Source organism: Pseudomonas sp. (genome assembly GCF_030690725.1).
GTDB lineage: Bacteria > Pseudomonadota > Gammaproteobacteria > Pseudomonadales > Pseudomonadaceae > Aquipseudomonas.
In genome coordinates this window covers 1-19,612 of record NZ_JAUYGD010000083.1, presented here as the reverse complement: position 1 = coordinate 19,612, position 19,612 = coordinate 1, and the positions used below count along the sequence as shown (strand labels likewise).

The 19,612-nt window shown below is 62.1% G+C and carries 21 protein-coding genes and 2 tRNA genes; 2 read left to right on the top strand and 21 right to left on the bottom strand.

All coding sequences use genetic code 11. The features are described 5' to 3' along the window. The 6 genes from pepN to Q8O69_RS20170 all read right to left on the bottom strand — a co-directional run. Positions 1 to 1,628: aminopeptidase N (pepN, locus tag Q8O69_RS20195; RefSeq protein WP_305594028.1), on the bottom strand; the 1,628-nt coding region annotated here is incomplete at its 3' end. A 54-nt stretch (positions 1,629 to 1,682) separates the two neighbouring features. Beyond that, positions 1,683 to 2,519 carry a DUF2797 domain-containing protein gene (locus tag Q8O69_RS20190; RefSeq protein ID WP_305594026.1) on the bottom strand — a complete coding sequence of 279 codons (837 nt, stop codon included), beginning with the start codon at positions 2,517 to 2,519 and terminating at the stop codon, positions 1,683 to 1,685. Then, positions 2,519 to 2,782 carry a YeaC family protein gene (locus Q8O69_RS20185; RefSeq protein ID WP_304864178.1) on the bottom strand — a complete coding sequence of 88 codons (264 nt, stop codon included), beginning with the start codon at positions 2,780 to 2,782 and terminating at the stop codon, positions 2,519 to 2,521. The genes Q8O69_RS20190 and Q8O69_RS20185 overlap by 1 nt, the downstream gene beginning before the upstream one ends. A gap of 45 nt (positions 2,783 to 2,827) precedes the next feature. Beyond that, on the bottom strand, positions 2,828 to 3,697 hold the full coding sequence (locus Q8O69_RS20180; RefSeq protein WP_305594024.1) for a rhomboid family intramembrane serine protease: 870 nt from the start codon (positions 3,695 to 3,697) through the stop codon (positions 2,828 to 2,830). Further along, a complete protein-coding gene (locus Q8O69_RS20175) occupies positions 3,694 to 4,668 on the bottom strand; it encodes a metallophosphoesterase (RefSeq protein WP_305594022.1) in 975 nt (324 codons plus the stop codon). The genes Q8O69_RS20180 and Q8O69_RS20175 overlap by 4 nt, the downstream gene beginning before the upstream one ends. Then, a complete protein-coding gene (locus Q8O69_RS20170; RefSeq protein ID WP_090252309.1) occupies positions 4,668 to 5,555 on the bottom strand; it encodes an NAD(+) kinase in 888 nt (295 codons plus the stop codon). Before Q8O69_RS20170 ends, Q8O69_RS20175 begins: the two co-directional genes overlap by 1 nt. A gap of 185 nt (positions 5,556 to 5,740) precedes the next feature. On the opposite strand from Q8O69_RS20170, the gene Q8O69_RS20165 reads away from it, so the two are divergent. Next, positions 5,741 to 6,688, top strand: coding sequence for a DUF1853 family protein (locus Q8O69_RS20165; protein WP_305594020.1), 948 nt, complete (start codon positions 5,741 to 5,743; stop codon positions 6,686 to 6,688). 1 nt (position 6,689) lies between these two features. On the opposite strand, the gene Q8O69_RS20160 is transcribed toward Q8O69_RS20165, so the two are convergent. The 5 genes from Q8O69_RS20160 to Q8O69_RS20140 all read right to left on the bottom strand — a co-directional run bounded on the left by Q8O69_RS20160 (position 6,690) and on the right by Q8O69_RS20140 (position 12,955). Beyond that, positions 6,690 to 7,799 carry a cyclic nucleotide-binding domain-containing protein gene (locus tag Q8O69_RS20160; RefSeq protein WP_305594018.1) on the bottom strand — a complete coding sequence of 370 codons (1,110 nt, stop codon included), beginning with the start codon at positions 7,797 to 7,799 and terminating at the stop codon, positions 6,690 to 6,692. A 41-nt stretch (positions 7,800 to 7,840) separates the two neighbouring features. Then, complete coding sequence (locus Q8O69_RS20155) at positions 7,841 to 8,788, bottom strand: 1-aminocyclopropane-1-carboxylate deaminase/D-cysteine desulfhydrase (RefSeq protein WP_371136204.1); 948 nt, start codon at positions 8,786 to 8,788, stop codon at positions 7,841 to 7,843. Positions 8,789 to 8,790: 2 nt separating this feature from the next. Further along, positions 8,791 to 10,161 (bottom strand): chromosome partitioning protein ParA, encoded by a 1,371-nt coding sequence (locus Q8O69_RS20150; protein WP_305594014.1) that lies wholly within the window; start codon positions 10,159 to 10,161, stop codon positions 8,791 to 8,793. Between the two features lie 263 nt (positions 10,162 to 10,424). Further along, positions 10,425 to 10,793, bottom strand: a complete 369-nt coding sequence (locus Q8O69_RS20145; protein ID WP_275963224.1) for a nuclear transport factor 2 family protein — start codon at positions 10,791 to 10,793, stop codon at positions 10,425 to 10,427. A 128-nt stretch (positions 10,794 to 10,921) separates the two neighbouring features. Then, positions 10,922 to 12,955 (bottom strand): NADPH-dependent 2,4-dienoyl-CoA reductase, encoded by a 2,034-nt coding sequence (locus Q8O69_RS20140; protein ID WP_305594012.1) that lies wholly within the window; start codon positions 12,953 to 12,955, stop codon positions 10,922 to 10,924. A gap of 230 nt (positions 12,956 to 13,185) precedes the next feature. On the opposite strand from Q8O69_RS20140, the gene Q8O69_RS20135 reads away from it, so the two are divergent. Further along, entirely contained in the window at positions 13,186 to 14,226 is a 1,041-nt protein-coding gene (locus Q8O69_RS20135; protein WP_371136203.1) for an AraC family transcriptional regulator, read from the top strand. Between the two features lie 287 nt (positions 14,227 to 14,513). Here the strand turns inward: Q8O69_RS20135 and Q8O69_RS20130 are convergent. The 10 genes from Q8O69_RS20130 to Q8O69_RS20085 all read right to left on the bottom strand — a co-directional run. Next, positions 14,514 to 14,590 (bottom strand) — tRNA-Asp (locus Q8O69_RS20130). Positions 14,591 to 14,623: 33 nt separating this feature from the next. Next, positions 14,624 to 14,699: transfer RNA gene (locus tag Q8O69_RS20125), tRNA-Val, on the bottom strand. A 125-nt stretch (positions 14,700 to 14,824) separates the two neighbouring features. Beyond that, a complete protein-coding gene (locus Q8O69_RS20120; protein ID WP_305594010.1) occupies positions 14,825 to 15,346 on the bottom strand; it encodes a type II secretion system protein M in 522 nt (173 codons plus the stop codon). Beyond that, positions 15,343 to 16,479: a type II secretion system protein GspL gene (gspL, locus tag Q8O69_RS20115; protein ID WP_305594008.1), complete on the bottom strand. Its 1,137-nt coding sequence runs from the start codon at positions 16,477 to 16,479 to the stop codon at positions 15,343 to 15,345. The genes Q8O69_RS20120 and gspL overlap by 4 nt, the downstream gene beginning before the upstream one ends. Beyond that, the gene (gene gspK / locus Q8O69_RS20110; RefSeq protein WP_305594006.1) at positions 16,476 to 17,441 is read right to left on the bottom strand and encodes a type II secretion system minor pseudopilin GspK; all 966 of its coding nucleotides are present in this window, start codon (positions 17,439 to 17,441) and stop codon (positions 16,476 to 16,478) included. The genes gspL and gspK overlap by 4 nt, the downstream gene beginning before the upstream one ends. Next, a complete protein-coding gene (gspJ, locus tag Q8O69_RS20105; RefSeq protein ID WP_305594004.1) occupies positions 17,438 to 18,133 on the bottom strand; it encodes a type II secretion system minor pseudopilin GspJ in 696 nt (231 codons plus the stop codon). Before gspJ ends, gspK begins: the two co-directional genes overlap by 4 nt. Then, the gene (gene gspI / locus Q8O69_RS20100; protein WP_305594002.1) at positions 18,130 to 18,519 is read right to left on the bottom strand and encodes a type II secretion system minor pseudopilin GspI; all 390 of its coding nucleotides are present in this window, start codon (positions 18,517 to 18,519) and stop codon (positions 18,130 to 18,132) included. The genes gspJ and gspI overlap by 4 nt, the downstream gene beginning before the upstream one ends. Beyond that, complete coding sequence (gene gspH / locus Q8O69_RS20095) at positions 18,516 to 19,058, bottom strand: type II secretion system minor pseudopilin GspH (protein ID WP_305594000.1); 543 nt, start codon at positions 19,056 to 19,058, stop codon at positions 18,516 to 18,518. The genes gspI and gspH overlap by 4 nt, the downstream gene beginning before the upstream one ends. 5 nt (positions 19,059 to 19,063) lie before the next feature. Next, positions 19,064 to 19,489, bottom strand: a complete 426-nt coding sequence (gene gspG, locus Q8O69_RS20090) for a type II secretion system major pseudopilin GspG (protein ID WP_305593998.1) — start codon at positions 19,487 to 19,489, stop codon at positions 19,064 to 19,066. A gap of 3 nt (positions 19,490 to 19,492) precedes the next feature. Further along, positions 19,493 to 19,612 (bottom strand): hypothetical protein (locus tag Q8O69_RS20085; RefSeq protein ID WP_305594030.1); only part of this gene is annotated, 120 nt, incomplete at its 5' end.

The window sequence follows — 19,612 nt, the reverse complement described above, 5'->3', positions numbered from 1 at the left end:
GGCTGTTCGGCGACATCGACAAAGGTCACCAGCTGCTCGGTTTCGGTGATCGAAATCACCCGCGACGTCGCGCCTGCAGCGGCTTCACCGACCAGCCGCAGCGGCAGGGCCTGGCCCTGCGCGCCGAGCAGGCCCAGCTCCACGGGAATCACGAAGGGCTGCTTGTCGCGCTGCCCTGGCGTGGCCGGGCAGCTCTGACGGAAGGTCAGGCTGTAGGTCTTGGCGGCGGCATCGTAAGCCTCGCTGACGACCAGACGCGGTGTGCCGCCCTGGCTGTACCAACGCTTGAACTGGCTCAGGTCGACGCCGTTGGCGTCTTCCATGGCCTTGATGAAATCGTCGCAGGTAACCGCCTGCCCATCGTGACGCTCGAAGTACAGGTCACTGCCCTGACGGAAACCCGCGTCGCCGACCAGGGTGCGGATCATGCGCACCACTTCCGAACCCTTCTCATAGACGGTCAGGGTGTAGAAGTTGGAAATCTCCATAAAGGACTCGGGGCGCACCGGATGAGCCATCGGGCCGGCATCTTCGGCGAACTGATGGGTGCGCAGGTAGGCCACATCCTCGATGCGCTTGACCGTGGCCGAGTTCATATCCGCCGAGAACTGGGAATCGCGAAACACGGTGAAGCCTTCTTTCAGCGACAGCTGGAACCAGTCGCGGCAGGTCACCCGGTTGCCCGACCAATTGTGGAAGTACTCGTGGGCAACCACTGCTTCGACCCGCTGGTGGGCGGCATCGGTAGCGGTCTCGGCGCGGGCCAGCACACAGCTGGAGTTGAAGATATTCAGGCCCTTGTTTTCCATGGCGCCCATATTGAAGTCGTTGACTGCAACAATCATAAAGATGTCCAGGTCGTACTCACGGCCGTACACCTCTTCGTCCCACGTCATCGACTTCTTCAGGCTGTCCATGGCGTGCTGGCATTTGTCGATGTTTTCCGGCTCGACATAAATGCGCAGTGCCACTTCGCGCGAACTCATGGTGGTGAAGCTGTCTTCCACGCACCAGAGGTCTCCGGCGACCAGGGCGAACAGGTAAGCCGGCTTCATAAAGGGGTCTTCCCAGGTCGCCCAGTGACGACCGCCTTCCTCACTGCCGCTGGCAATCGGATTGCCGTTGGACAGCAGCACCGGGTAGCTGTGCTGCTCGGCGCTCAGGGTGGTGGTGAACTTGCTCATCACGTCCGGGCGGTCGAGGTAGTAGGTGATCTTGCGGAAACCCTCGGCCTCGCACTGGGTGCAGAACATGCCGCTGGATTTGTACAAGCCCTCCAGTGCGGTGTTGCTCTCCGGATGAATCCGCACGCTGCTGTCGATAACAAAGCTGGCCGCCGTTGGCTGCAGGGTCAGATGGCTGTCGCTCAGCTGGTAATCGCCGGCACTCAGTTCGCGGTCGTCAAGCGCCACGCTGAGCAGTTCCAGCTGCTGACCGTCCAGCACCAGCGGTGGCATGCGGGCGTCCGACAGACCGCTGCCGGCAGCCGGGTTGCGGCGCATTACCAGTTGCGCGTGCACCAGGGTGTGGTCGTCGAACAACTCGAAGGTCAGGTGCGTTTCATCGATCAGATAATCCGGGGCCTGGTAGTCCTTGAGGTAGATCATCTTCGGCTGTTCGGTGCGCATGGCTTGTGGCCCTTTGTCTGCGGCGCGCGGGCGCCGGGTTCGCGAATAAGTAACTTAGGCGGCCAGTTCGTGAACGGCCAGCTGGTAAGCGGTGTACTTGCGGATATTGATCACGCCGGTGTCGAACATCAGGTACTGGCCCTTGATGCCCAGCAACGTACCTTCGGCCAGCGGATTCTTGTCCAGATTGAAGCTGGTGATCTTGGCCGGATAGGCCTCAATCGGATAGCTGATCTGCACCACCGGCTGATCGCTGAGCGGCTGAATGGCCTGGATGCCAAAGCGCTGCTGCAATTCGGTCAGCCCGCTGCTGCACGTGGCAAACAGCTGCTCGCGTACGGCAAGCAGATCCACCGGCGCAGCGTCGCCCTTGAGCAGCGCGCGCCAGTTGGTTTTGTCCGCCACCTGGCTGCGCAGCAAGTCTTCGACAAAGCCGGACTGCTGACGGGTGGCGACGCGCAGAATCGGCAGCGCCTGGGTCGCGCCCTGGTCGATCCAGCGGGTGGGAATCTGCGTGGCGCGGGTGATGCCGACTTTCACGCCACTGGAGTTGGCCAGGTAGACCACATGATCAGTCATGCAGAACTGCTCGCCCCAACTCGGCTCGCGGCAGGTGCCGGCCTCATAGTGGCAGCGCTCCGGACTCATGATGCAGATATCGCACTGCGCCAGCTTCTGCATGCAGGGGTAGCAGTAACCCTGGCTAAAGCTGCTCTTGGTTTTGCGTCCGCAATGGGTGCAGTGGATCGCGCCGAGGAACTCCAGACGCAGGCTTTTGCCGATCAGCGGATTAACCGGCAGCAACTCATCGCCCAGGCGAAAGCTGTACTGCACCGGCGCATCCAGCTGCGCCGTCATTTTGCTCAGGGCACCACGGGCCAACTCGCTCATCAGTGCAGGGTATCCGAGGACTTGAACAACAGATTGGGCACAGGCTCGGATTTGCTGCTGCACTCCTGTGGGCCCATATAACCGATGCGCTCGTCTTCCGGCAGGTTATGGATTTCCCAGGCGATCAGCGCCTGCAGGGTCAGCTCCTTCTGCTCCTGGCTCAGCTTGCGGCCATCGGGCCATTTGCCGATTTCCACAGCCAGCTTGAGGCTCTGGTAGATCTCAGGGGTGATGTTTTCAATCGCTTCGAGAAAGGACGACATGGCGCCTCCAAATGCAAAGTGGCAGTTTACCAGCCTGAAGAACAACTAACTGTGTCGCCGACGCGCCAGCGCACCACCGACCAGCCCGGTCAGACAACCGGCGAGCAGGCCGCCGACATGCGCCGCGTTGGCAATTGCGCCGAATTGCAGCAGCTCGAAAATGCCAGTCATGCAGATCAGCAGCCAGGCCAGCATCATCACCAATACGCCCGGTGGCAGCCGATAGGCGGGCGTCGGCGCCAGGCGCTGGAAAATCCAGCAATGCCCAAGCAAGCCATACAGCACCCCGGACAGGCCACCGAACAGCGATGGGCCGGCATGCAGGTACTGGGCGAAATTGGCCGCAAGACTAAACAGCAGGGTCAGCCCCAACAGCATCACGGCGCCCTGACGCGCTTCGATCCGCCTGCCCAGCTCCCAATACCACAGGGTATTCATCGCCAGATGGAGGATGCCGAAGTGAATCAGCATCGGCGTCAACAGCCGCCACCACTGACCGCTGGCCAGTGTGTCGTTCAGGTAGCTGAAGTAGATGTAATCGCCCTGCACGCGGTAGTCGACAAAGCTTAGCCAGCTGACCGTCGCCAGGTTATCGCCGAGCAAGGTGATAGCGGCTGCAATAAAGGTCAGCAATAGAACAACAGCCGTCATGCGACTGGCTTTCAGCTGCTGAACAAAACTCGGCGCGGCCTCTGCAGAAGCCGGTGACGGCTCAAGCAACACCTCAGCATCGCCCTCTGGGTAGCGCCCATAGAGTTCACGCACTTGCTCGGCCAGTTGCTCGCCAGGCACCCAGAGCACCTGCTCGCCCGCCTCTTCAGCGACGCGGTGCGGTACCTGCAAGCGCTGCAGCAAGCTGATAAAGCCGCTCAAGTCGACCTGCTCAGGCAGGCGCATTGCCGCTACTGCACTCATGGCCGCGCCTCCGGGCTTTCGACATCGACCCAGACGAACTTGCTGGCATCCAGGCGCATTTCCTGGTCGAGGCGATAAGCCACCAGTTTGCCGTTGAGCACGGCGCTGTAATCCAGGCAGGCCAGGTTGCTGCGAATCGGTGCAGGCTTGCCGCTGCGCCAGTAGTGGCCGACAAACAGCAAGGGCTGATCGGCCGGGTATTTGAGCAATTCGGTTTTCTGCATCTCGCTGAGCGGCATCTGCGCCGCCAGTTCCGGCAAGGCATCGGGCTGGAAGACGATATCGCCGTAGGTTTGCGGATCTTCCTCCCAGAATTTGGTTCGGAAATGCGCGCGGGTAAAGCCGTCATCGCTGGTCAGGGTCATGCCGTGTGGCAGACGCATATCAGTGCCGCGCAGCAGGCGATCCAGCGCGGTATTGGCAAAGCTGCCATGCACGGCCGCTGCCTGGAGAAAATGCTCATCGATGCAGCCATCGGCAAACTGCGCACGCAGCGGCTCGATCAGGCTGTCGTCCCAACAGGCATGGACCACGCGGAAATGCCCGGCATCGATAAACAGCGGCAACTCGTAGAACCAGTCGAGAAATGCCTGCCACTCCGCCGGATAGGCGTCGAACTGCTGCAGGGTTTCCTTGATCAGGCGCGCATGCCGTGGCGTGTGCTCACGGACAAACTGCCGACCGCTACCGGGCGCAGCCGGCGTGCTCCAGGCCAGGGCATTGAACTCATGATTGCCCATGATGCACAGCGCCTGACCGGCCACGACCATATCGCGCACCAGGTGCAGCGCCTCACGGATACGCGGGCCCCGGTCGACAAGGTCGCCAAGGAAAATCGCCATACGCTGCGGATGACGCCACACACCGCCCTGCTGGCGATAGCCCAGGGTGCTCAGCAGATGCTCCAGGGTTTTCGCGCAGCCATGGATATCGCCGATCAGGTCGTAACCGCGAGCTGGATCGAGGCGCATCAAGCCCCCCCGCCGAGCCGGCTACCCCAGCCCAGCTTGTTGCGACAGACTTCGTAATAGTTGTGGTCCAGCGGGTGAATCAGGCGCAGCTTCTGCGGCCGCTTGGCCACGGTGACGGTGTCGCCAGGGGCGCAGGTGAAGTGATTCTGCCCGTCGCAGGACACCTGCGGGTACAGCTGCAGATCCTTGGACACGACAATTTTCAGCTCGCTGTTGCCATCCACCACAATCGGTCGACTGGACAGCGTATGCGGGTACATCGGCACGATCACGATGGCATCCAGCTTGGGGTGCATGATCGGCCCGCCGGCGGACAGCGCATAGGCCGTGGAGCCGGTCGGTGTGGCGACAATCAGGCCATCAGCCTTCTGGCTGCAGACGAACTGGCCATCGATAAACAGCTCGAACTCGATCATCCGCGTGGATTTACCCGGATGCAGCACCACATCGTTGAGCGCATCGCCCTGACCGATGGCCTCGCCATTACGCCGTACCTCGGCCTCCAGCAGAAAGCGGTTCTCGGTCAGATAATGTCCTTCGAGCACCTGCGCCACCTTCACTTCCAGCTCATCAGGGCGAATATCGGTGAGAAAGCCCAGGCTGCCACGGTTGACGCCCAGCACCGGCACCTTGTGTCGCGCCAGAGCGCGGGCTGCGCCGAGCATGCTGCCGTCACCACCGACGACGATCACCAGATCGCAGACTTCGCCGAGAATTTTGCGTGACGAGGTCTGCAAGCCATGGCCCGGTAGCACTTCGGCAATGGTGTCTTCGAGGATCACATGCAGGTGACGAGCGAGCAGAAATTTCTTCAGCCGGCGAATGGTGTCGAGTACCTGGGTGCTGCCCAGCCGACCGATGATGCCGATATTACGAAACTGCTCCATGGTGCTCCCGCCAGGCTCTGGATCTAATGGGTCGGATTATGGGCGAAAGCCCATGGCAGCAGCAAACCGCTGACCGGCTATGACAGCGGTTAAGCACTTGCTGAAGTGTTCGCGAGGTTGCTTTTAAGTCAGCAAGGCCGACGCACAGCAGGTCGTAAACAGCCGCAAAGCGCTATGCTCGCAACATGACGCCCTTCCCTTCACTCAGCGATCTGCCCTCGCAGCTGCGCCAGCCTGCTGTACGCGACCTGGCCTGGGCGCTGCTCTCGCCGCCACTGCTGGCGCAGACGCCCTGGCCACAGCGTCACCCGCTCAAGGCCAGCCGCTGGAGCCAGCAACCCGACGCCCTGGCGGACTGGTTGCTGAGCCTGGATGCCGACAGCCATACCCTTCTCCACTGGCTGAGCCAGAGTTCGGTGCGCCGCCTGGGGCTGTACTACGAACGGCTCTGGCAGTTCGCCCTGCATGCCGCACCCGGTATCGAAGTGCTGGCCGCCAACCTGCCCATCCGCCAGCAGGGCCATACCCTGGGTGAGCTGGATATGCTGCTGCGCGATGACGAGGGTGTGCACCACCTGGAGCTGGCGATCAAGTTGTACCTCGGCCAGCCGCCGTGCAGCGGCGCAGAGCTGGCGCACTGGTTAGGCCCCGGCAGCCACGACCGCCTGGATATCAAGCTGACGCATCTGGGCCAGCACCAGCTGCCGCTGTCGGCCCGCGCCGAAGCCCAACAGCGCTTAACCGAGCTGGATATTCAGCGGCCTCAGGCGGCGTTGTGGCTGGGCGGTTATCTGTTCTATCCCTGGCAGCAACCTTCCTACGCCGCGCCAGCGGATGGCAACCCAACACACCTGCGTGGGCGCTGGCTGCATCGCGCTGACTGGACACCTTTTGCCGCGCACAACCCAGGTCACTGGCAGCCGCTAGCCCGGCACGCCTGGCTGGCGTCCGCACGTATCGAGGAAGAACATCTGTGGTCGCGCGAGCAGTTCAATCAATGGCTCACGGCGCTGCCGAGCGACGCTAACGCGCAGTTGCTCGTACGCCTGATTGCAGGCCCACAGAATGAATGGCTGGAAGCCGAGCGAGTGTTTCTGGTGAATGATCATTGGCCGGCGCAAACGGCCGACTAGTTCAGAGACTGCGCTCGGTGCGCCCGCCCGAGCGCGCCAGATAGCCCGAGCCACTTTCACAGAGCAGCGCATCACGCTGGATCGCCGGCAAGGCATCCACCCCATCACGCAGGGCATAAGCGCGGTAGCCAAGCTGCGAGAGCAGAAACACCGCACTGCTGCTGCGCTTGCCGCTGTCGCAATAACACAGGTAGGTGCGCGTCTTATCCAGCAGGCGCGCTTTCAGACGCAGCAGTTGCAGCGGCATATTCAGTGATTGCAACGCATGGGCCCGCTCGTATTCTTCCTGCAGGCGCACATCCAGCCACTGCGCGCCCGCAGCGAGCAAACGCGATGCTTCGCCAAGCGACACTTCATCGACCACCGGGGCTTTCAGCAGGGCGAAGAAGTCCTGGCGATCCAAACGCAGCACTACGCCGTCTTCCAGCATGGTCACCGTGGCGTTGCGCGGGCTGTCAGCCAGCAAGGCCTCCTCACCAAAACAGGCGCCAATTTCCAGCTCGGCCAACACCTGCTGCGCACTGTCCGCTCCGCGAATCACTTCGGCCCGGCCATTTTTCAGAAAGTAGCAGCTGTCACCGACATCGCCTTCCTGCAACACGGTACTGCCAGCGGCCAGTTCGATACGCTGCAAACGCTCCAGCATGGCGCGCACGTTGGACGGCGGCACCTTGGCAAACAGCGGATTTTCCAGCAGGCGCTCCAGCCACTCGACTTCGGCATGGTTCTGCCCCAGCTCGAGCAGCAAATCCTGGTAGGCCAGGCGCCAAGTCAGCAGACGATTAAGGGTCGCGGTGTCCAGCGCCAGCACGCTGGCATCGGTCAGCGCCCGCGCTTCATGCAAGCGCGGCAGGCTCGGTGACAGCGGGTGACAACTGGCCTCGCTGCCGGCTTGCAAGCGTTGCTCCTGACCGTCGACCGATTGCAGCAGCAACTCGCCCGCCAGCAGGTAGTAGGTCAAGCGCGCCTGATCCCCCGGGCGAAACAACAGCTGCCCCGCCAGCAACGGCTGCGGTACCAATTGCGTACGCAACTCGCGCCACTGCTGCTCGGACAACACGTTAAGTGGCGTCAGGCTGCGTAACTGTTCGGGGTTAAGGGGTTCGCTCATGGAATATCCAGGCTCCGCTGGTGAAATTCAGTGTAGCCGGGTTAATCGGCCGAGCATGCTTTCGCCGCCTGCAACATGGCCGCAGCGCGACCCTGCAAGCCCCCTGTGTGGACAAACACCAGACGGCTGCCGCGAGCAAAGTAACCGGCCTCGACCTGCTGGCGCAACGCCATTAATGCCTTGGCGGTATACAGCGGCTCCAGCGGCACGCCACTTTGCGCTTCCGCAGTTCGCATAAAGTCGAGCAACTCAGCATCCACCTTGGCAAATCCGCCTCGGCTGGCCTCATGCAACTGATAACGTCCAACAGGCATATCTGCAGCCTGGACAATCGCCTGCACCTGTTGCTCGACGCCATGATCGGCCGGTACGGCCAACGCCGCATGCAGCGGATGCGCGGCGGCTTCGCCTAACAGCAAACCGGCCAGGGTGGTGCCCGTGCCTGCCGCCAGCCACCAGGCGTCGTAATCAGCCCAACCGAGGCTTGGCAGCTGCTCACGAACTTGCTGCACCAAGTTCATGCAGCCCAGCGCACCCGGCAGACCACCGCCACCCTCCGGCAGCGGATAAAAGCCCGGATAGTGCGCCTGCCAAGGTAACCAGAAGTCGGCCGCATGCCGCGCGCGATAACCCGCATAACCCAGCCAGTGCAGCTGCATACCGAAAGCCTGCAGATCAGCCACAGTCGGCGTCTGCTGCGGGTGGCCGCGCAAAAGCCCGACGGTTTGGAAATGGAAGCGTTTACCGGCAGCGGCCAGGGCGTGCAGATGATTGGAGTGCGCGCCGCCCAGGCTGATCACGCCAGTGGCACCACCGGCTTCTGCGGCGCGTAGATGATGGGAGAGCTTGAACCATTTATTGCCGCTGATCAGTGGATCAAGCAGATCCAGGCGTAGCACCGCCAGCTCAACCCCGGCGGCGACTGACCAATGCAGCACAAAATGCTGCAAAGGGGCGCGGGGCGCCCAGTCAGGTAGGACAACTGGCAAGGTTAACTGACAGTACGCAAACGGCTACTGGCCTTGTGCCGTGCACAGCAATTGGACTCACCCAGGGCAAAACGGCTGGGGGTATCAATACGGTCGATAGGGATGGCGCAGCGCTCGCCACTGGGCAGCGAGGCTTCGCAACTCGGTTGCTGATAATGCGCCAGCCAATGGCGGTATTGCTCTTCGCTGACAAAACATTTGGCCGCTGCATAGGCCAGCGGGTTGTCCTGGTACGAGGCGATATCCTGCAGCGGAATGGTCAGGTGGCCAGCACCTGGGTGATAAACCACAAAGACCACACCAAGCTTGGCCAGGCGCTCAAGAATCTGGTCACCACCCTGGCTGGCCAGGTCGGCATAGGCGCGCTTGAGGCGATTGATCTCCTGTAGCGCCTGGGTGTCCTGCTCGCCGCGATAAGCCAGCTCGACATCGCGAATGGCAATCTGCTCTTTGTATTCGGCAACCGCTGAGGCGATCTTGGCCTGCATCTCGCTTTCAAATTGCGCGCGCAGGCTGTCGCCCTCACTGCGGCCATCACGCTCCAGCGCACGCAGTTGCTCGGTCATCTCTTCACGTGCGGTCTGGAAACTCGCCGCCTGAGCAGCCAGCTGAGTCTTCAGCGCAGCGTTGTGTTCTTCCTGCTGACGCAAGGCCTGGTGCAACCCGTGGATTTGCGCCTGCAGGTTCTTGCTCTGCTCATCGCTGAGCAACTTGAACTTGGCCAGCTCTTCTTCGTGTTGCTGGGTCAGGCTGCTGATGCGCAAACGCTGCTGCTTGATAAGCTGCGCTGCTTTCAGGCGCTGTTCCTGATCAAGCTTTTCGGTGGCCTTGGCGGCCTCTTCCTGGGCTGGGTCCGCTGCGTACCACTTATCCTCCGAGGCCATTTGCAACCGCTCGGGGGCAACCGCCTGGGGATTTTCGTCTTCGGCCAGCAAACCGAGGCTGTTGCGCTTGACCACATCACGCAGCAGCGCCAGATCGTTATTGCCAGGGGTCAGGCTAGGGTCCCAGAGGTGCATCTGATGCCAGGACACCGGGCACTGGCTGCGGCAAGCCAGACGAATTGGCCCGGCGCCTAGGTCAGGGCCACGCCCGGCACGCTCGGCCAAGGCTTGCAAAGGGATATTCCAACCGGAGTCAGGCGCGCCCTTTTCGTCGAAATCCAGGTAGAAAAACACCAGCGCCTTGATCAGCAAACGCGGGTTGATCAGCACGTACGCTACACGCATCTGCTGATCGGCAAACTCCGGCATATTTACCACGCCGTCGAGCAAGGCTTCGAATTCGGGGAAAAACATTTGCTTGCAGATGCCGCCGCGCTCACTGAAGAACAGTACGGCCTCAATCATCTGCGGCTTGTTCTGCATGCTCATCGCTTTTCCTCTAGGCCGAAACGGGTGCTCCGCTCAGCGGTGACTCATCTTGCCTATGCTGTGCAAAAAATGGCGCACATGGCAAGACTGCCAACATTCTGACGGGTTAAGCAAGCCCCACGTCGCAGGCGCTATACCCTTGTTCAGGCAAGTCTAGGGGAAAAACCAAGCCCAGCAATGTGACTGGGTTGGCAGTCACCCTGCCAGCCAGGCGCTAAAAACCGGCTAACAGGGTGAAACTGTGATGGGTTTGGTGCAACGACTCAGGCTTTGGCGGCAGCCAGAAATGGCGCCAGGCGCCGACCCATTTCCTCGCCCAAGGCCTGCAGGCCACTCATGGGGCGAACCATTACTTCAAAATCGACAATCTTGCCGGCTTCATCGAAGCGAATCATGTCGATGCCCTTGAGCTCGCGCTCACCCACTTTGGCACTGAATTCCAGCACCACGTTAAGCCCATCGGCGCTGGCCAGCTCGCGGTGATAGGCAAAGTCGACAAACACCTTGCTCACGGTATTGAGGATCAGCGACACCATGGGCGCACCGGCATAGGGCTTGTGCGCCATGGGTGAACGGAACACCGCCTGCGGGTGCAGCAACTCCGGCAGGCTGCGCAGGTCGTTGTTCTGCATCAAACCATGCCACTGCGCAAGCGTGGCGGCGGCAGCCGGTTGTAATTGAGGATTATCGGACACGGGCTTCTCCTTATTGTTGTGAGCCACATACAAAACGCCCCGCACTAGGCGGGGCGTCGGCTGCGTTAGAGTTCGGCGGCGAGGCGCGAGCCCTGGTTGATCGCGCGCTTGGCGTCCAGCTCGCTGGCCACATCGGCGCCACCAATCAGGTGCACATTCTGCCCGGCATTTTCCAGACCCTCCTGCAGCTCGCGCAGCGGGTCTTGCCCAGCACAGATAATCACCGTGTCCACTGGCAATACCTGCGGTTCACCACCGGCGATGCTGATATGCAGGCCGGCGTCGTCGACCTTGAGGTACTCGACCGAGTTGAGCATCTGCACATTCTTGTTCTTCAGGCCGGTACGGTGAATCCAGCCAGTGGTCTTGCCCAAGCCGTCGCCGACTTTGGATTTCTTGCGCTGCAGCAGGAACACTTCACGCGCCGCCGGGTGCGGATGGGCCTGAATACCCGCTACACCACCACGGGCCTCCAGGGCGGTGTCGATGCCCCACTCTTTCCAGAACTCCTCACGGTTGAGGCTGGTGGCCTCACCCTGGTGAGTGATGAACTCGGATACGTCGAAGCCAATGCCGCCGGCACCGATCACCGCAACCTTCTGGCCAACCGGCTTGCGCTGCAGGATGGCGTCCAGGTAACTGATCACCTTGGCGTGCTCAATGCCCGGAATGGCCGGCGTGCGCGGGGCGATACCTGTGGCGAGGATGATTTCGTCATAACCGCCCTTGGCCAGGTCATCGGCCGATACGCGGGTATTCAGGCGCAGGTCGACACCTGTGGTTTCCAGCTTGCGCTTGAAGTAGCGCAGGGTTTCAAAGAACTCTTCCTTGCCCGGCACGCGCTTGGCCACGTTGAACTGGCCGCCAATTTCGCTGGCCGAATCGAACAGGGTCACGCTATGGCCACGCTCGGCGGCCACGGTGGCAGCTGACAGGCCAGCAGGGCCAGCACCGACCACGGCGATCTTCTTCACAGCGGTGGTCGGAATGTAGTTCAGCTCAGTCTCGTGGCAGGCGCGCGGGTTGACCAGGCAGCTGGTCAGCTTGCCACCAAAGGTGTGATCCAGGCAGGCCTGGTTACAGCCGATGCAGGTGTTGATTTCATCGCTGCGGCCTTCTGCGGCCTTGTTGACGAAATCCGGATCAGCGAGGAATGGACGGGCCATGGACACCATATCGGCGTCGCCTTCGGCCAGCACTTGCTCGGCCACTTCCGGGGTATTGATGCGGTTAGTGGTGATCAGCGGAATGCTGACCTCGCCCTTGAGCTTGGCAGTGACCTTGGTGAACGCGGCGCGCGGCACCTTAGTGGCGATGGTCGGGATACGTGCTTCGTGCCAGCCGATACCGGTGTTGATGATGGTAGCGCCGGCCTTCTCGATGGCCTTGGCCAGCAGGACGATCTCGTCCCAAGTACTGCCGCCTTCCACCAGGTCGAGCATCGACAGGCGGTAGATGATAATAAAGTTCGGGCCAACGGCCTCACGCACACGGCGGACGATTTCCACCGGCAGGCGCATACGGTTCTCGTAGCTACCACCCCAACGGTCGGTACGATGGTTGGTGTGGGCTGCGAGGAACTGGTTAATGAAATAGCCTTCCGAACCCATGATCTCCACACCGTCGTACTCGGCCTGCTGGGCCAGCACGGAGCAGTTGATGAAGTCCTGGATCTGCTTCTCGATGCCCTCCTCGTCCAGCTCTTTCGGCTTGAACGGGTTGATCGGCGCCTGGATCGCGCTTGGCGCTACCGACTTCGGACTGTAGGCATAACGGCCAGCGTGGAGGATCTGCATGCAAATCTTACCGTCCGCTGCGTGCACCGCACGGGTGACGATCTTGTGCTTTTCCGCTTCTTCCGCAGTGGTCAGCTTGGCAGCGCCGGAATACACGCCGCCCTCATCGTTCGGACCGATACCACCAGTAACCATCAGGCCAACGCCACCACGGGCACGCTCAGCAAAATAGGCCGCCATGCGCTCAAAACCATTGGGCTTCTCTTCCAACCCGGTGTGCATCGAACCCATCAGGGTGCGGTTCTTCAGGGTGGTGAAACCCAGATCAAGCGGGGCCAGCAGGTGGGGGTACTGAGCAGTCATGGACATCTCCACATCGGGTGTTGGCTTTCACGGATGCCGCAACCTCTTAGCGGGTCGCGGTCGAATATGGTCTAGACGATAATCAGCCGCGCCGAACAGCTCAATGACCTAAAGTAACAACCTAATGATCAAAAAGAGCAGCAGCTCTTGGCAAAGCCCAAGCACCTGCCTACCCTGGCGCCTTATCTAAATGCCCAGCACTGAATGGGCGCAGACGGAATAACGCTGCAATGCTGAAAAGCACACGGGTGAAACTCGGTGATCTATCGGTGGGTTTTGTCGACAGCCTGGCCGACGCCATGCGCCATTGCGCCCAGGACCCGCAACCACTGCTCGCCAGTTACGGCCTGGATGCCGCGCGCCTGGCCGAACCGCGCGCGCGACTGTCGATTCCACGCTATATGCGCCTGGGACATAGCGCCATCCAGCAATGCGGTGAACCCGGCCTAGGCCTGCTGATGGGGCAAACCAGCCGCCTGAGCCAACTTGGCCTGGCCGGCGTGACGGCTATGCAGGCACCGACAGTGCGGGAGGCGGCGCGCGCGCTGATTCGCTTTGAACCGCTGTATGCCAGCAACTACCGCGGCCAATCCAGCCTGCACGAAGACAACCGGGGCGCCTGGCTGCGCTTCTATTCGATCAGCCCGTACAACGCCTATAACCGCTTCGTGGTCGACTCGGTACTGGCCAGCTGGGCGCAACAACTGAGCAAGCTGGCGCAACAGGCCCTGCCCGTGGAGAAAGTGCAGATAGAATTTCCCGCACCCGTCTATGCGGCGCAGTACGGCGAACTGTTTAACTGTCCGGTGGAATTTGCCAGTGAGCATAACCAGCTGCGCCTGAGTCAGCAGAGCCTGAATATGCGCAACCAGGAGCACTGCCCAAGCACCTGGCGGCACCTGCTGGAAATTTGTGAACGGGAACTGACGCAGCTGACCCGCACCCGCAACCTGCGCGAGCGCATTACTCAGCTGCTCGGCCCACTACTGCACGGCCGCGAGCCGGACCTCGCCGAAGTGGCGGCGCGCTTGCAGCTGCCCACCTGGACCCTGCGGCGCAAGCTGGCCGAGGAAGGCACACAGTTTCGCAGCATCCTCAACGACACCCGCCGCGACCTAGCCACGGCCTATATCCGCGACACCGAACTGGCATTCGGCGAAATCGCCTACCTGCTCGGCTTTGCCTCAGCCGAAGCCTTCCAGCGCGCATTCAAACGCTGGAACCAGCAAACCCCAGGCGAATATCGCCGCGAACAGCGCCGGGCGCTCTAGCAGCGCTAAAACAAATCAGAGCTCGGTGGCGTCTTCGTCGCGCTCCGGCACATCCTGCTCGGTGGCGCGCGCTTCCAGCAGCTCTTCTTGATAATCGTCCATTGCCTGTTCCTCCTACTCGATAAGTCAGCAACCGCTCATTGCATAAACAAAGAGCATGCCAATCAAGCTAGAGCAGACAGATGAACGCAAGATGACAGGTTGTCGCGCGGCGTGCCTTCGGACTGAGACCTGGAAAACAGAAAATAAAAAACCCGCTGATATCGCTATCAGCGGGCTTTCTAATATGGCGCAGCGGACGGGACTCGAACCCGCGACCCCCGGCGTGACAGGCCGGTATTCTAACCGACTGAACTACCGCTGCGCGTCGGTGGACTTTCGTCCGGTTTCACAAGAGTGGTGGGTGATGACGGGATCGAACCGCCGACCCTCTGCTTGTAAGGCAGATGCTCTCCCAGCTGAGCTAATCACCCGCTGCTTGCGAGGCGCGAAATTTACGCAAGGGCCGCACCTAAGTCAACACCCTGCTTCAAGTTTTTCTAAAAAAGTGCAAAAAACGCTGCCCTTGCAAGGTGCCATCACAGGGCACGCCGCACCATTATTGCGCTACCCGCAGACTGAGCCGAGCAGCAACCTTATTGTCTTCGGCACGGTCCAGCCCGGCTTCGGCGATTTGCACGCCCTGCTCCTGCAGCACCGTGAACCAACGCAGCAACTGGGCAAAAGGTGCCGGTTGCAGGTTGAGCTGCACGGCGCCGTCGCCGGCGTTGTCCAAACGCTCGATAGTCAGCCCCTGGGTCGCAGCCGTGGCCGTGACCATGCCTTGCAGTCGCGCCGGATCAATCGCCTGCTGCGGGGTGCTGGCCACATTGCGCGCCGCCGGCGCCTGGCTATGCAGGTAAGCATTCAACTCGCGCTGCGTTTCAAATGCGCTGCGCGCTGCGGCCAGGCGCTCCTGCGCGGGTTGCCAGAGCGTCAGATAAAGCAGCACCAGCAGCAGAAAGGCTCCTAGGCTGCCGAGCGAAAACTGCTCACGCGGCGCCAGAGCACGCCAGCGCTGCAGCAACAGCGAATTATCCAGCTGCGCGGTAAAACCTTTGTCTTGCGAGACCATACTCATCCTCCGATCACCACGCGCGCGCTGACGCCTGCACCTTCCCGGCTGGCCGAGCCCAGCTGCACCGCCAAGCCACTTTCCTGCAAGCGTTCACGCAAACGCTCCAGCTCGGCAAAGCCGGCGGCCTGCACCTGCATGGCCAGATCGCCGCGCACCTCACTGAAATCCACCTGACTGATCTGCACCTGGCCGCCTTCGGCAGCCAGCGCGCCGCTGACCTGGGCGAGCAAGCCGAGCAAGCGGGTTTGCCCGCTACCCGCGCCAGCCTGCAGATGCTGATCAAACTGCGCACGCAGGTTGACCAGCTTGCTGTCCTGGGGGAACAGCTCCTTGTACAACGCGGCGCTGGCGGCGGCGTATTGATCGGCCTGACGCTGCAGGTGCCAGCCCTGCGCCAGATTGAAACCCCACTGCAGCACCAGCCACATGCCGACCAGCCCCAGCAAGGGCCGCCAGCGTTGCCACTGGCCGTTACTGCTTTGCACGGCGAACTCGCCCTGGGCCAAGTTATTGCGCAGCGGCTGCTGAGCCAGCCAAACAAAGGGCTCGGCCACCGCCATGCTTTCATCCACCGGTTGCGGCGCCTGGTGCTGCGGGTCACACCAGGCAACCTGCGGCTGCACGCACAGGGGGCTCAGCTGCGGCCAGTCCTGCGCTTGCAGCGCCATCCGCGTGACATTCTCACCGCCCAGCAACCAGCGACCATGCAGCGGCAAGAGCGCAGTGCCGGGCCCTGGCAACAGATCGGCATCCACGGCAATCGCCTGCGGCGCTGTGGAACACAACGCCAGCCAGCCTGCCAGCCAGCTGCGACGCACGGCAAACACCCGGTGACGGCCATCGGCCAATTGCTCGCCCAGCGCCAGGTGCATCAGCTCGACTTCTTCAGCGAGCAGCTCTTCCACCGCAAACGGCAGCGCCTGACGCAACCAGCGCGCCTTGCGCGTCGGCAGGTTGACCGCGCATGACGTTACCGCCTCAACGGGCAGGACCAGGGTCCAACTGCCGCCAAGCTGCGCCTGCACCTCACCGAACTCCAGGGTTTCGCTTACCCCGTCGGCCACCCACTGCACGGAGATATCCGCCTGCGCGCCGGTACAGGCGGCGGGTGGCAGAAATACATAGGTCTGACTCATGGTTCGACTTCCTCAACGGGCACCGGCGGCATACCGCCCTGCCCCAAATCACGGGCTAGAACATACAGCTGACCATCGCTGGCGCGCTGCAAAGTGCTGCGTAAAACCTGACGACGCTCACCAACAGTGACTTCGCTGAGCACCTGAAAATACTGACTGCCTACCGCCAGGCCCTGGCTCTGCACCTGCAAGCCGCTGAGCTGCGCGGTAAAGCTCGGTAAATCACGATAGCCCTCACTGCCCCGCGCGGCGACCAGGCCCTGGGCGGTGCTCAGCGGCAATCCTTCAGCCACGCTGGCCAGCACCCGCGCGCTGGCGGTATTGACGTTAAGCGTGGCATCCGCCGGCAAGGCGCTGACATAGGGCGACAGGCGCTGGTAGTCCGCCTCGGTCATTTCCAGCAACAGGCGCAGCTCGGAGACATCCTTCAACTCTCGGTTACCCGCGCGATAAGGCGGCTGCGCCAGCAGGTATTGATTGTCTTCCGCGCCGTAGCCCCCGCTGGGTTGATCGTCGGCATCCAGCCAATCGAGCAGGCGTTCGGCGTAGGGCGCTTCGATCTGCAGCCCCAGCAGCAGACGGCGCAACTGCGCCACGGCGGCCTCGTTGGGCTGGCCCTGACGCAGCAGGCTGTTGAGGTTGAAACGCGCGGTCAGATCGGTGATCTGCACACGCAAGGCGCCACCCTCATCCAGGGCAAAGGGCGCACGGGCTTTGGCCCAGGCCTCGCCCGGATGATCCACCGGAGCACGCGGGTCACCCTCACGCAGATCGCGCTGCAGAATAGCCTTGGCCAGGGTCTCGCCGCCCAGGGCGTAATGCCAGGCCTGGCGCACATGCAGCTGATTGGCGCTGCTACGGATCGACAGCTGCTGGCGGGCGATAATCCCGGCGCTGACCACAGTCACCACCGCCACTACAAGCAAGACGGTGATCAGCGCCATGCCGCGCTGCCGACTCATGAGCGCGGCTCCTCAGGAATATCGCCACCGGGCTCGGCGGGGTCGTCAGGGCTCGGCTCGGGCGCCTGCTGCAGACGCTCCGGCAAGCCTTCGGGCAGACGCAGCACACGGCGCAGCTCACCATAACGGCGATGCTCCAGCACCAGTTCAACGGCCTGCGGCAACAACTTGAGCGCATCGTCCGGGTTGTTGCCCAGCGGCGGCCAACTGGTCTGCCAGGTGCCTTCCTGATCCAGATAACGCAACTGCAGTCGGGTCACCCCATCCAGCGCCTGCTGCACCTGCGGCTGGCTGTCCTGCGCCTGATCCAGCACCGTCCAGTAGTGGCGCTGCCACTGCTCGCCACTGAGTTGCCAGCGCACCCGCTGCAAGCCGGAGCGTGACTGCCCCAGGGGATTGCGCCAGCCGTTGCGGGTCAGCTCCAGCGCCGGATTATCGAGGTCTTCGCCGAGCAAAGCGGCGCGTGGATCACCAAAGGGATCGCGCGTGGGCCTGGCCTGTACCTGCAACACATCGCGCTCGAATGCGGCCATGGCGCGCACCAGCTCGCGCAGCTGCATTTCATGGGCGCGGGTGACCTTGTCGGTTTGCAGCACGCTGTCGAGCATGCGGTAGGTGCCCAGCCCCAGCAGCGCAAAGATGGCGATGGCGATCAGCAACTCGAGTAGGGTAAAGCCACGCGCCGCCCTCATTGCAGCACCCCGAGAAAACCATTCAGGCTGACCACCGCGCGCTCACGTACATCGCCGCCCGAACGCCCCTGCTCTGCGGGCGCGACCCACAGGGTGACGCGGCGCATATCTGCCTCGCTGGTGGCCAGCACCTCGCTTTGCCACTGCCAGCGCCGCCCGGCGAAATCCACCTCGCCCTGGTCGCGGCCATCGGCGACCGGGGTCTTCGACAATTGCAATTCAGCCAGGCGGTTGTCGGCGATCCACATGGCCAGGGTCTTGTCTTCCAAACGCGAGGCGGTTTGCAGGCTGCGCGCGGTCGCGGTCAGCACGCTGGCGGCAACCAGTGCGAAGATTGCCAGGGCGACCAGCACCTCAAGCAGGGTAAAACCGCCCGTGCGCCTCATCGCTTACGCCCTGCTGGCTGCTCGTTCTCGACCTTAGGCAACTGAAAACCATCGCTGACCAACTGCAGGCGCAGCCCATCGGCGCGGCGCTCGGCCAAGCGCAAACGAAACGGGCTGATTTCCCCGCTCGACAGCAGCAACAACTGCGGCGTCAGTGCGCCCTTGCTCGATTCCTCACCCTCTGGCAGCGGCAACTCCAGAGCAGCGCCTTCCAGCTCGACGCTCAACTCGGCCCAGCCCGGCAGCTTATGGGGTTTGGCCGACAAGGCCTGCCAACTCTGCTTCGCTGAGTCGTAGCGCAGCACTTGGTAGGCCTCACGACTGAGCAGCAGGCCGTACTCCTGGTTATCCAGCACCGCTTCCTCAGCCAGCACGCCAATCAATCCGGCCAGCCGTTCGGCTTCGTTATGCAACTCGCGCCCAGGACCGGCGATGCCCACGCTGAGCACCGCAATACCGATCAGGCTGCCAAGAATCACCAGCACCACCAGCAGTTCGATCAGGGTAAAGCCCCCGGCCTGGCTCGGTTGCTGGCGCATGAGAATCAGAGGTCCCAGTTACCGATATCGGCATCCTGATCGCTACCGCCTTCCTTGCCGTCGGCGCCCAGGGAATACAGGTCGAAAGCGCCCTTGGTGCCCGGTGCCAGGTATTGGTAGACGTTGCCCCACGGATCGACCGGCAGACGCTTGAGGTAACCGTCGCGGTTCCAGTTCTTCGGCTGCGGATTGCCGGAAGGTTTCTTCACCAGCGCTTCCAGACCCTGCTGGGTGCTCGGGTAGGCATGGTTATCCAGCTTGTACATATCCAGCGCGGCCGCCACGGCCTTGATATCACCCTTGGCCACGGTGACCTTGGCCTGATCGGGGCGGCTCATTACCTGCGGCACCACCATCGCGGCGAGAATGCCGAGGATCACCACCACCACCATAATTTCGATCAGCGTAAAACCGGATTGACGCTTGTTCACTGCTTACCCCACCAACTGATTGAGAGACAGAATCGGCAGCAGAATGGCCAGTACGATCACCAGCACCACCGCCCCCATAAAGACCAGCATAAAGGGCTCGAACAGCCCCACCAGCAGCGCCAC

Bases quoted from the DNA above. Each gene is read 5' to 3' on its own strand.
- Q8O69_RS20140 (WP_305594012.1), bottom strand. From the start codon at position 12,955: ATGACTGCTCAGTACCCCCACCTGCTGGCCCCGCTTGATCTGGGTTTC.
- Q8O69_RS20160 (WP_305594018.1), bottom strand. From the start codon at position 7,799: ATGAGCGAACCCCTTAACCCCGAACAGTTACGCAGCCTGACGCCACTT.
- Q8O69_RS20135 (WP_371136203.1), top strand. From the start codon at position 13,186: ATGCTGAAAAGCACACGGGTGAAACTCGGTGATCTATCGGTGGGTTTT.
- Q8O69_RS20170 (WP_090252309.1), bottom strand. From the start codon at position 5,555: ATGGAGCAGTTTCGTAATATCGGCATCATCGGTCGGCTGGGCAGCACC.
- gspJ (WP_305594004.1), bottom strand. From the start codon at position 18,133: ATGAGGGCGGCGCGTGGCTTTACCCTACTCGAGTTGCTGATCGCCATC.
- Q8O69_RS20175 (WP_305594022.1), bottom strand. From the start codon at position 4,668: ATGCGCCTCGATCCAGCTCGCGGTTACGACCTGATCGGCGATATCCAT.
- gspK (WP_305594006.1), bottom strand. From the start codon at position 17,441: ATGAGTCGGCAGCGCGGCATGGCGCTGATCACCGTCTTGCTTGTAGTG.
- Q8O69_RS20120 (WP_305594010.1), bottom strand. From the start codon at position 15,346: ATGAGTATGGTCTCGCAAGACAAAGGTTTTACCGCGCAGCTGGATAAT.
- Q8O69_RS20150 (WP_305594014.1), bottom strand. From the start codon at position 10,161: ATGAGCATGCAGAACAAGCCGCAGATGATTGAGGCCGTACTGTTCTTC.
- Q8O69_RS20190 (WP_305594026.1), bottom strand. From the start codon at position 2,519: ATGAGCGAGTTGGCCCGTGGTGCCCTGAGCAAAATGACGGCGCAGCTG.
- Q8O69_RS20145 (WP_275963224.1), bottom strand. From the start codon at position 10,793: ATGCAGAACAACGACCTGCGCAGCCTGCCGGAGTTGCTGCACCCGCAG.
- gspL (WP_305594008.1), bottom strand. From the start codon at position 16,479: ATGAGTCAGACCTATGTATTTCTGCCACCCGCCGCCTGTACCGGCGCG.
- gspH (WP_305594000.1), bottom strand. From the start codon at position 19,058: ATGCGCCAGCAACCGAGCCAGGCCGGGGGCTTTACCCTGATCGAACTG.
- Q8O69_RS20180 (WP_305594024.1), bottom strand. From the start codon at position 3,697: ATGAGTGCAGTAGCGGCAATGCGCCTGCCTGAGCAGGTCGACTTGAGC.
- Q8O69_RS20185 (WP_304864178.1), bottom strand. From the start codon at position 2,782: ATGTCGTCCTTTCTCGAAGCGATTGAAAACATCACCCCTGAGATCTAC.
- Q8O69_RS20165 (WP_305594020.1), top strand. From the start codon at position 5,741: ATGACGCCCTTCCCTTCACTCAGCGATCTGCCCTCGCAGCTGCGCCAG.
- gspI (WP_305594002.1), bottom strand. From the start codon at position 18,519: ATGAGGCGCACGGGCGGTTTTACCCTGCTTGAGGTGCTGGTCGCCCTG.